Source organism: Roseobacter sp. MED193 (assembly GCF_000152965.1).
Taxonomy (GTDB): Bacteria; Pseudomonadota; Alphaproteobacteria; order Rhodobacterales; family Rhodobacteraceae; genus Pseudophaeobacter.
In genome coordinates this window covers 3757691-3769847 of the sequence record NZ_CH902583.1, presented here as the reverse complement: position 1 = coordinate 3769847, position 12157 = coordinate 3757691, and the positions used below count along the sequence as shown (strand labels likewise).

Here is a 12157-nt window from a genome sequence, read left to right as displayed (position 1 = left end):
CAACTTTGCACAGAATTCTGTGTGCTAGCCCGCCAATTCGGCACGATTCAGCGCACAATGCGACCAAAGACTGTCCATCGCATGGACCAGATTGTCGATTTCTGTCGCCCCATGCACTGGTGACGGTGTGAACCGTAGGCGTTCGGTGCCCCGCGGCACGGTTGGGAAATTGATCGGCTGCACGTAAAGGCCGAACTCCGACAGCAGCATATCGCTGAGCTTTTGGGTGTGGACAGGATCCCCCACTATCACCGGAATAATGTGGCTACCATGATCAATAATCGGCAGACCAAGGCCTTTCAGGCGGAGTTTCAGTATCTTGGCTAGCTCCTGATGCTTTTCGCGCAACTCTGGGTGCACTTTCAGGTAGGCCACTGACGCCGCAGCACCGGCTGCAACCGCTGGGGATAGAGATGTGGTGAAGATAAAACCAGGCGCATAGGAGCGGATCGCATCACACATTTTGGCTGAAGCTGCGATATAGCCGCCCATAACACCATAGGCCTTGGCCAGGGTGCCGTTAATAATATCGATGCGATGGGCGAGATTATCCCGCTCTGTGACACCGCCACCGCGCGGACCATAAAGCCCAACCGCATGAACCTCATCGATATAGGTCAGAGCGCCAAATTCATCGGCCAGATCACAGATTTCCTTAATCGGCCCAAAATCACCATCCATGGAATAAACCGATTCAAAAGCAATCAGCTTGGGGGCGGCAGGATCATCTGCTTCCAAAAGCTCCCGCAGATGCGCAACATCATTGTGGCGGAACACCCGCTTGGCCCCACCATTACGGCGCACGCCCTCGATCATTGAAGCATGGTTCAAAGCATCCGAATAGATGATCAGACCAGGGAACAGCTTTGGCAGAGTGCTCAGCGTCGCATCATTGGCAATATAGGCCGAGGTGAACAGCAACGCGGCTTCTTTGCCGTGCAGATCCGCCAGTTCGGCCTCTAGACGTTTGTGATAGACTGTGGTGCCGGAGATATTGCGGGTCCCGCCAGAGCCCGCACCGGTAGCATCAATGGCCTCGTGCATCGCCTGTAGCACAGCCGGGTTTTGGCCCATGCCAAGATAGTCGTTGCCGCACCACACCGTGATATCCTGACTGCTGCCATCGGGGCGTGTCCAGACCGCATGGGGGAACTGACCATTCTTGCGTTCAATGTCGATAAAGGTGCGATAGCGCCCCTCTTCGTGAAGACGATCAATGGCGGCATCGAGTTTCGCGGAATAGTCCACCGGCTTCTCCATAGCTATCTTAGGCGCCAATCAAAAAGCAGCGCAGGCTGTGTATCTGTCACGCAGTTTGCAGGCCATAGACCCATTCACGTTCATGAATGAGTAACAAATACACGTTCTCAGATCAACCGGATACGCGCAGAGGGCCTACACAACTTTGATACAGGTCAAATAGACCTATAGCGAAAGCCCGGCAAGAAGCCCTGCGTCTTGTTTAATTCCATTTGCGCCAGATCAGCTGCGACAAATGTGAATATTGCCGCCTATTGGAAACCCCAAACCAGTCTACCTGCCAGGCTTGCGCGGGGATGCAGGTCAAACTTCCCCTTTACGATCCGCGCCAGATCCAACGGATTCGCACAAATATCGGCCAATACTTGGCCCAAAACAGGCCATGTGTGATCCGCTTGAATTCCCCCTCAAGCAGATCTGGTCCCCTGCATAGGAGGCTGCTAGGGTTTGGCCAATCAAACCCAATTTACCGGAGACCATAATGTCGCTTAACGACGTGCTTGATCGGATTGATACAGAGCTTGACGCAGCCACCCAGCGCCTGCTGGAGCTGTTGCGCATTCAATCCATTTCCACCGACCCCGCCTATAAGGCGGAGTGTGACAAGGCAGCCGATTGGCTGGTCGCGGACCTGAACAGCATTGGAATCAAGGCAGAAAAACGCCAAACCCCTGGCCACCCCATGGTCGTGGGTCATATCGGGGAAGAGAACGCCGACGCCCCCCATGTACTGTTTTATGGTCACTATGACGTTCAGCCCGTCGATCCGCTTAACCTGTGGAAGACTCCTCCTTTTGAGCCGCAACTGGAAGAGACCGAAAATGGCACCGTGATCCGCGGTCGCGGTGCTTCGGATGACAAGGGGCAACTGATGACCTTTGTTGAGGCGTGCCGCGCCTGGAAAGCTATTCATGGCTCCCTGCCCTGTCGCATCACCTTCTTCTTTGAGGGCGAAGAGGAAAGCGGATCCCCCTCGCTCGTGCCCTTCATGCAAGAGCACGCAGCAGAGCTGAAAGCGGATATTGCGCTGATCTGCGATACTTCGATGGTGTCTCGTGGGGTCCCTTCCATTTCGTCGCAACTGCGTGGCATGGTAAAGGACGAATTCACACTGGTTGGGCCACGAATTGACCTGCATTCTGGTCACTACGGTGGCCCCGGCCTTAACCCGCTGCGTGAAATCTCCCGCATCGTGGCGTCCTTCTACAATGAAGACACCGGCGCGGTTGCGGTTGAGGGCTTTTATGAAGGTGTCGAAAAGGTCCCCGCTGAACTGCTGCGACAATGGGAAGCCTCCGGCTTTGAGGCCAAGGACTACCTCGACAATGCAGGCTATACTCAGGCCCATGGCGAAAAAGACTATTCCATCCTGGAACAGCAGTGGGCCCGCCCGACGCTGGAAATAAATGGCATCTGGGGTGGCTACAATGGTGCGGGATCCAAGACCGTGATCCCCTCTGAGGCCCACTGCAAAATCACCTGCCGACTGGTGGGGGATATGGACCCTGACGCCCTGCGCGACAAAATCCGCAGCCATGTAGAGGCGCAGCTGAAACCCGATTGCAGGGTGATCTGGGACAATGACCTGGAAGGGTCTCGCGCTTCTGTCATGGACATCAGCCGTCCAGAGTTTGAAGCCGCACGTGGCGCCCTGAGCGATGAATGGGACCGCGAAGCCGTATTCTGCGGGATGGGCGGCTCGATTCCGATTGCTGGCTTCTTCAAGTCCATTCTGGGCATGGAATCGATGCTGGTGGGATATGCAAATGAGGACGATGCTATCCATTCTCCCAATGAGAAATATGATGTGAAGAGCTTCCACAAGGGAATGCGCTCTTGGGCAAGAATCCTGGACGCACTCACCAAGTAAATTCAGCGCGGCCGCGAGCTCTTCGCGGTTCCGCCCAACAGACCCGGGAGCAGGCCTATTCTCTTAGGCCGCTCCCACACCAGATGGCCTTTAGCCGCGAGAAGACACTCAAAACGCGCGGCATGAGCACAAACCTCTCCAAGCTTTAGAGTTACTTATTAATTTCTCGCGATACTACGCCCAAGCGCTGTTAATTGCGAATGGAGATGAGTAATGCCGCAAAGTAAATTCAAACGACCCGCCGGCTTCGAAGGCATCCAAAGTGATCCTGAAGAAAGCTATCGCGCAGGGTATCAGCACGGTGTTCGGGTCATGCTGCGCCACCTAGAGGGCGAGAAGCATCTAGATCTGGAGCGCCTTACCAAATGGGTCAATGGAGATCTCACCTCTTGGCGCCATGATACACAGGCTGAGCCGATCCCACCCGCACCTTGAAAGCGACAAATAGCCCTGCCCCCCCATATCCAAATCCGGCAACTCCCTATCGTTCCAAATTATTGGCGATTGGGCGCTGTCGTGTCTGAAGCGATCAGAAACACGGCCCGAAGCTATTGCCTAACAGGATAGTTTTGTACGTGAGAGAAAAGTGGCGCGGTTGACGGGGCTCGAACCCGCGACCCCCGGCGTGACAGGCCGGTACTCTAACCAGCTGAGCTACAACCGCGCATCTTTGCCTTTTCAGGCGCCCCTGAGGGCAATCAAAAAGAAAGTGGCGCGGTTGACGGGGCTCGAACCCGCGACCCCCGGCGTGACAGGCCGGTACTCTAACCAGCTGAGCTACAACCGCGCATTTCTTATTTGTGGCTTACGCCACGATCCTCATCCGAGGCGGCTCCATCCGGAGCGGGATTTGGCATGTCCAAATCAGACAGGAGCAGTGGCGCGGTTGACGGGGCTCGAACCCGCGACCCCCGGCGTGACAGGCCGGTACTCTAACCAGCTGAGCTACAACCGCGTGCTGCCCACCCAGCATCTCTGCTGAATGTTGGGCTGTAATATTCCTAGCGCTCGGGGATCGTCAAGCGGTGTTTTGGCATTTTCTCTGCTTTGGTCGAAAAAAATAGCCAAAACACGGTAACCATTTGATTTTCATCACTTCAAATAGCGCCCAATCCGTTTCGAAAGCCTTCACTCTTTCTACCACACCCCTGCCAAAACCCCGTGGCACCCGACTCCCAGCACTTGTCAGCCAAGCCACCATGGCAAAACCCCCAACAAAACGAGATCACACCTGTGAAAAGGAAAAGGGGGACAGACCGCCCCCCTTTCCCAATCTCGCAAATACCCTCAGACAAGAACGCAGCCATGAGGGGCAATAGGGTCAGTCGATGCAGGTTTCTTTCAAGATCGCCATCATGTCATCATAGTTTGGAATGAAATTCTCAATCTGATAAGAACTCTGCTTTCCTCTTTCGTTCAGCTTGTCCAGATTTGCCCCCTCCCCTGACACATCAATGCCGATCTGGGTTGCCAATTTGGCCGCATGTACGGAGACAGGGTCTTCCCCCTGGTAAACCTCTTCAAAAACCAGCCACTCATAGTCGACATTTTGGTATCTCAATTGAGAGATCGTGCGCCCAAGCACGAGCTGGTCGTTCCAGTACTGCCGGCGGACCTTGTCCAGATTGATGGGAGCGGGCTTCACCTCCCCAGCCAGAATGGCCGGGTATCTTTCGGCTTCATGCTCTGGCCCCCAGGCACCGGTCGACATGGCCAGGAAAAGCGATCTCAATCTGCGAATGCTGTTGCTCCGCGTGAGGACAATGAAAAAGTAACCGTGCTTTTTGGCGCATTTGATCAGCAGTTTAGTCACCTGAACCGGGACGACTTCCACGCAATGCTTGATATTGACCTTATTCTCCAAAAGCGCGTCGATACTGGCCTCCAGCGCGTCCAGATCCTTGTCCTCTTGGAACTTCTGCACAATATGACCCCAGATCCGATCAGGATTGAATGGTTCGTGCTCCACTGACCGGAACGGCGAGACCTGAGCCAGAAAGCTCTGCAATGAGGTCCCACCGGTACGGCGCAACGTCAGGGTTAGTGTCGGACGAGGGTTAGACAAGCCTAGTCTCCTATGGAATTGGGAGTTTTGCCAAATTTGGATTGACGAATTCTAACATTGTCTCCGCACGGCGGCAACATATGCCTATGCCAAACGCCAGGTCTTCGCCCCCCAAGACGCCATACAAAAACCTATGAAAAATGCAAAATTTCAAACTGGTTGGCTGAAAACCCCTGAAGGCCGCTAAACTCAAGGAGTAAGCCTTCTGGTCGCGACCTCGCCAAACCCAGGCCCCGCCACCACCAAGGCCCTGGGGGTCAGCATTCAGACCCAGGAAAAACGAAGCTTGGCGGCATAAGAAACGCAACCTCTAGAGGATCAGCGCATACGGCGCCATGCGTTTCCACACCATCAAATCCAACACCCCTAGGGATGAACCGAGTACATATTTAGGGCGGGGAATGGTGGGTCGTGAGAGGCTCGAAGTCTACATCCAACGCCTCACTCCATTGATTTTAAACACATATATCAGCACCGCTAGCGTTGATGTGTACTAACGCTATGCACCAGCCTGACAGACTGCGTCAAGGCAGTTGTTGCTCCCTGCAATCGAAGCGGCCTTTGACGTATAGGTTGTAAAACACGCCTTTGCTACCGTAAGTGACCCAATCTTGGGCGATGCGCGGATCGACACCACAGTAAGCATAGTATGTTGATTTCAGCAGGACGACCAAGTGCAATTTTTCATGACTGAAGCAGATCCGATTGACAAAGCTGGAAGCGGTATCTGCACATTCGTAGCCCAATAGGTCAACTAAACCGGTATATTTGACCTCGACAACTTCGGCTGCAATCGTAGTAGGGATAACTAGTACGGCAGCCAGCAACGCTTGTTTCGGCACATTCATATTCCACCCATTCCGCAGTTAACGCATGGCCTGGGTTCGACGAAGGGATTCGAACTCATTTTCTGGAACCTGTGTAATTTCAATACCTTATTAGTGCTACGTGGTACACTCAAAGCTCGAACCCAAGATGTACCACAGCCAACAAACGCTACCATGACTACTATCGTAGCTCTGCCCACCCATTTCCACTCTATTACTATTCCCCGTCGCTTCTAAGGTCAGCCAGCATCATTAACTCATTCCGTACTGCTCGTGCTTCCTCGATTGCTATTCGAACTTCCGCGATCTCATCGTACGGTATGCCCTCTTCGTCTTCACCCTCTTCTACTGGTTGATCTGGAGCGACAAAATCGACATCGCCGCCCTTGTTGTGGAAGTCGAGCGCCTTCTCAATGGCCATCTTCAAAGCGTTCTCCTTATCGCCCGACACATTGTCAGGCAGGATTGGCCTCAGCTCATCCATGATTGTCTCGACGCCCGTTGTTTTGATTTCTTCAGCATTTGCCTTCAGAGCGGTCTCGGATTTCTTGTTGAGGAGCTTCTTCGCTTTGAGATCTTCCATCGAATGTCTAACTTCGAGATAGTCCTTCGCAATGCTTGAGATTGATTTCGAAATTAGAGCCAGAACTCGTGTAAAAGCATAAGTAGCAGCCAGCTTCATTATTACGGAGCCTTGCGATGCACCGATGACTTGTGTTTCTTCTGGTGTTTCGTCGATAGCTATGGCTACCCCACGAACAATCTCGTACCAAGAAGCCGACCATGACTTCCATTCGGCCACATTGTGCATCGATGCTTCACCAGCAAACTCAACTCTAACCAGTACACGCCCCTTCTCTAGCTCAGGGTCAGCAAGTGGAAGGTCCAGACCATCGAATGCCTGCAAGATGGCATCAACTCTTTGATTTGCTGATTGAAGCCGCTGCACGGCATCTGTCACATTTTGGTGCGCAGTTGCCGGATCAAAGTCACTCTTTCTAATAGTAGATTCAACGAACGAAACGCCTTGCTTGCCAACTAGCTCCTGCACGTCAAACAGCGGAAATAGCGCCACCTGCTGCATGGACAAAGCATCAAAGTCCATGCCTTGAAGGTAGTTTATAAGGTCGTCCAATGGACCTTCCAACGGCTGCTTTTGCTGTTGTGACGCATTGTGTTGAAGGACTTTGGCCACAGAGTTGTATTTAGAAACGAGCTGCCGCAGTTCAGATTGAAACCAACGTGAAAAACCATAAAGCTCAGCAATCTGCATAATTGTCTCCTTGAAATCTCCCCAGCACTCTATGGTTGTTTCATTCCGACGACCACCTCAATTACGAAAGCAACAAATTTAACGAAAAGAACAAGTCCAGGCACCCCTGTTTATGTTCCCCATCTTATCAATGCGATGTCTGCAGCGACTGGATTTTGACGTATTCTTAGAACTGTCTGCCTTGTCAGCCCTGTGGCCTTGCTAATCTCAGTGGTACCAGCACCTTGACCTAGCATGTCCACGACAATACCCAGCGTCTCCCGGGTATAGCTGGGCTTCTTGCCCCGGTACTTGGTGCTGTCCTCCCTTGCAGCAGCTATGCCAGCCTTCTGGGCCTCTTTGGTGGCTTCCGCCTGTGCCTGTGCCGTCGCGGCCATGAAGGCTATCAGCGCGTCTCTCACGGCTTCCTGCATGGGGTCCTGCGTTGCCCCGTCGAAGGTCAGCCCGTTAATCACCGTCTTGACCACGACACCCTGCCGCATGAAGTGTCGTATTGTGTCCGTGACGTCTTGGTAGTTGCGGCCCAGACGGTCTACCCAGCGGACAACCAGCGTGTCCCCGTGGCGCAGCTTGTCGTACAGCCGCTTCCCCTCTGGCCGTTCCTGCAACGTAGTGCTGACGCCTGAGACCCCGTGGTCAGCCACCACCTCGTCGATCACAAAGCCTGCGGCCTCGGCCTGCGTTCTCTGGTGATCAAGGGTTTGGTCCGCTGTAGAAACTCGTGCGTACAGAATGGTCTTGCTCATGGCGTCCTCATGTGTCCGTTTGGGTTGTGTACGTTGATAGAGATGTACGATGACACAAGTCAACCCTTACGGACACCACAGCGGACACAATCACGACCGCACGTTAGCCTATACCCCTACGGACAAAGGGCTTCGGGCCAACGCCTGAGTCAGGATGTCGCAGAGTCTTCGACTCGCGCCACTGCTACCAACTGGAGCAAGGACTACCTAAGCACAGTTGCATAGGTATCAGCACCTTGCGCATCTGACACTGTATCGGAGTTCGCAACATGCGCACCTACACAATACCCTTCCTGTTCTTCCACATCACTATCGTTATCCAACACGTGTGTCCGTGGCAGCCACTACAACACATCCCAGACCCCGTCCAAGGTGAGGTGGGGCTGTGCGCTGGACGGCTGCAGGTATTCGCAACCAATGGGCATGTTCCCCAAGTCTGACGGGACACCTCGGCCACTCAGTGACCGCGTGGAAGGGCGTAGCATACTGCCGCGCCCTCCCCCCTTTGATCTTGGACCCCACCGCCCCTCGCCGCACCCACGGGGGAGAAAAGCGATACGGGCGGTATTTGGTAAGCCGCTCAGATTTCTGTGCCCCAAAGGGCTGGGGTCAGAACGGACTGTTATTCTCGTCCTCTTCGTCTTCGTCGCGCAACTCATCAATCACGTAACCCAACGTCTGCTTGTTCAGTCGTCGCTCAAGTACTATGGCAACGGCTTCCCACTGTATTTTTCCAGCGCGACCCAATGCTTGCCCGATTGCGTCGTCGAGCGCTTTCGCTCTGGTCTGGATCATCTGCTCTTGCATGTCATTGTCCCACTCCTGTTTTTCCAAGCCCTTCACTCGCCGCTGCGCCAACCACCACGATGCTGGGATTTCCAAGTCCTCGACTTCGAGGGTCTTACGGTGGCGTCGCATTTTGGCGATTGTGCCGTCTCCAGCACCCGTGCTTTTGACAAGTTGCGCCCGCGAGTAATCGTGGTCGGTACAGACCAACCGCCACGCCGCATCCAGCTTTTCTACGTTCGTCATCGGCAGCTTGGTCTTGGTGCTCTCCTCTAGCGCAATCAGCTTGGCTTCTGCCTCGCTACACTCGAAGACGTTGACCGCGATGGGCTTACGGTAATCGCATCGGGCATACGCCGCGTGTCTGTGGTGGCCATTCAGGACCACGTAATCGTCATCACCCCGTTTCCATACAGTCAGTGGGTCCATTTCGTTCCCGGCCTTGATGGACGCTGCGAGGTCTTGGACGTGGTGTTCCTCCGTCTCGAATGCCCGGAATTGGAACGTCTCTGGTTCGGTTCTCAGATTGGCTAGCGTCATGCGTCTTGCTTTCGGCTTGCTAACCGATTGCTTTTGTTTGATCATTTTATGGTATCTCTTCAGTTTCAGGGTCCAAATAGCCAGTCCCCGCCTGTGCAGAATGCACACCCAGTAGCTGCACACCTTCGCGACAGCAGCAGCCCTGCCTCAGGGTCCCGCCAAGGCTATCTCACCTCGTCCACGGGAACCCGAAGCAGAAGCCACGGACCAGCTGAAGAGACCAGCGAGGCGTCACGCCGGGGCCGTCACCCCGAATGCCTGCTGGTTATCTTCAATGGTGGCACTCAATTTAATGGTGGAACCCAACCCCCTCGCGATGGCCCTCGCGACAAGCTCGTCCTCGCTCAACTCACAAGTCACGACCTTCTCTTCGCCCATGACGTAGCCGCCGTCCTTGCGAATGGCAGGCAGGACCACGCGAGTGACCCACTCTTGGAAGTCATGTACCTCAGCCTTGTCGCAGCGCATGATGAGCTTGTAGAGACCGCCTTCGGATAGGCAGACCATCTTTGTGGTGTGGCTTTCTTTGGTCGGGATAGGGGTATGTATTGAAAGCAACCCCCTCTCATCACCCGCCAAGTTCCGTGTTGCAGCGGTGACGTTGACCTTCCCAGTTGGCTGTATCTGTAGCGACAAGGCGCGGCACACATCGGTTGCTACGAACCAAGGCTCCCCGTCGATGTCGATCACGCGGATGTTGTTGCTGTTGAAGTCGAAGGTGTTCAGTTGCCTCCGCCGCAGCCAAGCATGACGGTGATCATTCGGCTTGCTTTGACAACGCGTCGTCCGTTAATGGTTTCTGTGTATTTCGTGTGTAGGTCGCTCGACAGTATTTGTTCTTCAACTCCAGCCACACAACGTTCCCAATCTGTGGGTACGTCTTCGTAGCGGTTGATCAACATAATGCCTAAAACAAAAAGCCCAAGGAACGTCACTATTGAACGGAAGACCCAAGGCTTATCCCATTCGCTGGTTTGCTTTGATTGTTCGTCCATTTTTGCCCTCATTGCCTGCCCGTCATAGGTACGATCTGATCTTCTGCATCTCTCGCGCCAGTCCCGGCAGCATTGCGTCGCTCTTGCCGTAACCATCAGCAGAACCACCAGAGGCCCGTCCTGTGATGTAGAGCTTAGCCGCCCCGGTCATTTCAGCATCAAGCGCCATGTCTTCAAACAAGTGTCGCCATCCGTGGTTTGGCGCTGCTTCTTCTCGTGTCACCCCGACGGTCCCACGCACCCACGCTGACAAGTCTTGCTGGGAAGATCGCTTGAACAACTTACTCGAAGGGTCACCGGACCGCCCTTGCACAAACTCAAGAAGCCCCTCTGTGATCAGGTCTGGATGGAGCGGTACCTTCCTGATGCTTTGCTCGTTCTTCAGTGTCTTTCGGCCCTTCGTCGTCAATACAAAGAACCATTGCCCCTCTACTGCAAAGAAGTCTTGAGCGCAGAGTTGGGCAACCTCGCCAACCCGCGCACCGGAATACGCCATCATCCAAGGGAGCCACCTTAGCGTTGGCTTAGTTTCCTGCCGTGCCGCCCGAAGAATTGCCCGCGCTTCGGTCAGCCTGAGTGTCCGATTTTCACTGCGGACGCCATGCTTCTCTGGGCGCTTGACCACGTTGACGGGGTTTGAGTGCAGAAACAGCTTACCAAGTTCATGCTGTTGCCCCCATTCCATCACAGTACTAATGTTTTGCAGGCGCTGGGCAATGGTGCTGTTTGACAGCTCGCCTTCCTCCAGCATGTTCAGCTTCCAGCCTTCCACGTCTTCTGGTGTGACCGTTCGGGCATTATCACCCCCACGGAAGTCTGCGAACTCTTTCGATGCAAGGCGGTACTTGCGAATTGTCGTTGGCGGGATCGGCTTGCCATCCCTGCCTAGAGACCGCCGTCGCTCTTCTTCGTCAATTATCCGCCCAAATGTCAGCGGCTTCTTTTCGTCTCGCTGTCGCTCATCCGTCGCTGTCTGTTTTGGCCCAAACGCTGGATACTTCGCGGTATCTCCACTGTCGCTGTAGTCACCCTGAGACTTACTGAGATTCACTTCGGCAGCTTCAGACATAGCCGATGCGATGAGCGGCAGAAGTCGGACCCTTGTCGCTGCGTCTACTATCAAACCGTGCCGTCGGAGAACCACATCCGCAAACCCACCAAACCTCGCCTCCAGACCCTTTGAGTTTGGCGGTTTCACAGCTGCGCGAACTGCTAGCCGTTCGAAAGGGTTCTGTGTCAACTGCGCTGCATCTGCGTCCAGTTCTTGCACCAGCATCCAACCGCTGGGCGACCCCGGCTCTTCGTCAAACGCAGCCACCCAGTCGCGCCTGATCTCGCCAGCAAGCGCAACGCACTGCTTGTGGTTCAGCGCCACAGGGCCTTTCTTCAGGGCTGCCCAATGTGCCTCAACTGCCGCCAGCGCATGTGTAAACCGCCGCTTTGCTTCGGCAGCATCTGAAGTGCGGAGCGAAACCTTCACGACGTCTTTGACACTCACCGTAGAAACCCGATCCCCCACAGGCACGGCCACTTTTGTCCCACGGGCTGCTTCAGCGACATCTTTGGGAACCCTGACTCGCAGGTAGTAGGTCTTTCCGATCAGTTCAGGGTTGGGCATCGCGTATCTCATTGTGTCCCGCCTATGTGTACTAGTTGAGGCGGCGCAACCCCCTGATAAACAGGGTTTTATTTGAAATCAATGAGGTAGTATGGTGGGTCGTGAGAGGCTCGAACTCCCGACATCTTCGGTGTAAACGAAGCGCTCTACCAACTGAGCTAACGACCCGATGAGCGT

The 12157-nt window shown here is 54.4% G+C and carries 11 protein-coding genes and 4 tRNA genes; 2 read left to right on the top strand and 13 right to left on the bottom strand.

Annotated features, from left to right (window positions below):
• Positions 1-24 precede the first annotated feature (24 nt).
• Positions 25-1248: a 5-aminolevulinate synthase gene (hemA, locus tag MED193_RS20500; protein WP_039967126.1), complete on the bottom strand. Its 1224-nt coding sequence runs from the start codon at positions 1246-1248 to the stop codon at positions 25-27.
• A gap of 493 nt (positions 1249-1741) precedes the next feature.
• On the opposite strand from hemA, the gene MED193_RS20495 reads away from it, so the two are divergent.
• Positions 1742-3130 carry a M20/M25/M40 family metallo-hydrolase gene (locus MED193_RS20495; protein WP_009811692.1) on the top strand — a complete coding sequence of 463 codons (1389 nt, stop codon included), beginning with the start codon at positions 1742-1744 and terminating at the stop codon, positions 3128-3130.
• A gap of 213 nt (positions 3131-3343) precedes the next feature.
• Positions 3344-3565, top strand: a complete 222-nt coding sequence (locus MED193_RS20490; RefSeq protein ID WP_009811691.1) for a hypothetical protein — start codon at positions 3344-3346, stop codon at positions 3563-3565.
• Positions 3566-3717: 152 nt separating this feature from the next.
• On the opposite strand, the gene MED193_RS20485 is transcribed toward MED193_RS20490, so the two are convergent.
• From MED193_RS20485 to MED193_RS20430, 12 genes are all read right to left on the bottom strand, one after another.
• Positions 3718-3794, bottom strand: a tRNA-Asp gene (locus MED193_RS20485).
• A 46-nt stretch (positions 3795-3840) separates the two neighbouring features.
• Positions 3841-3917: transfer RNA gene (locus tag MED193_RS20480), tRNA-Asp, on the bottom strand.
• 91 nt (positions 3918-4008) lie between these two features.
• Positions 4009-4085 (bottom strand) — tRNA-Asp (locus tag MED193_RS20475).
• A 366-nt stretch (positions 4086-4451) separates the two neighbouring features.
• Positions 4452-5195, bottom strand: coding sequence for a hypothetical protein (locus MED193_RS20470; protein ID WP_157041436.1), 744 nt, complete (start codon positions 5193-5195; stop codon positions 4452-4454).
• A gap of 524 nt (positions 5196-5719) precedes the next feature.
• Entirely contained in the window at positions 5720-6043 is a 324-nt protein-coding gene (locus MED193_RS20465; RefSeq protein WP_009811689.1) for a KTSC domain-containing protein, read from the bottom strand.
• Between the two features lie 196 nt (positions 6044-6239).
• The gene (locus tag MED193_RS20460) at positions 6240-7295 is read right to left on the bottom strand and encodes a hypothetical protein (RefSeq protein ID WP_009811688.1); all 1056 of its coding nucleotides are present in this window, start codon (positions 7293-7295) and stop codon (positions 6240-6242) included.
• Between the two features lie 110 nt (positions 7296-7405).
• A complete protein-coding gene (locus MED193_RS20455; protein WP_009811687.1) occupies positions 7406-8041 on the bottom strand; it encodes a recombinase family protein in 636 nt (211 codons plus the stop codon).
• A gap of 609 nt (positions 8042-8650) precedes the next feature.
• Positions 8651-9412 (bottom strand): ParB N-terminal domain-containing protein, encoded by a 762-nt coding sequence (locus tag MED193_RS20450; RefSeq protein ID WP_009811686.1) that lies wholly within the window; start codon positions 9410-9412, stop codon positions 8651-8653.
• A 186-nt stretch (positions 9413-9598) separates the two neighbouring features.
• Positions 9599-10057 (bottom strand): BRO family protein, encoded by a 459-nt coding sequence (locus MED193_RS20445; protein WP_009811685.1) that lies wholly within the window; start codon positions 10055-10057, stop codon positions 9599-9601.
• 32 nt (positions 10058-10089) lie between these two features.
• Positions 10090-10362 (bottom strand): hypothetical protein, encoded by a 273-nt coding sequence (locus tag MED193_RS20440; protein WP_039966487.1) that lies wholly within the window; start codon positions 10360-10362, stop codon positions 10090-10092.
• A 22-nt stretch (positions 10363-10384) separates the two neighbouring features.
• Positions 10385-11980 carry a DUF6538 domain-containing protein gene (locus MED193_RS22420; protein ID WP_009811683.1) on the bottom strand — a complete coding sequence of 532 codons (1596 nt, stop codon included), beginning with the start codon at positions 11978-11980 and terminating at the stop codon, positions 10385-10387.
• A 92-nt stretch (positions 11981-12072) separates the two neighbouring features.
• Positions 12073-12148 (bottom strand) — tRNA-Val (locus MED193_RS20430).
• Positions 12149-12157 lie beyond the last annotated feature (9 nt).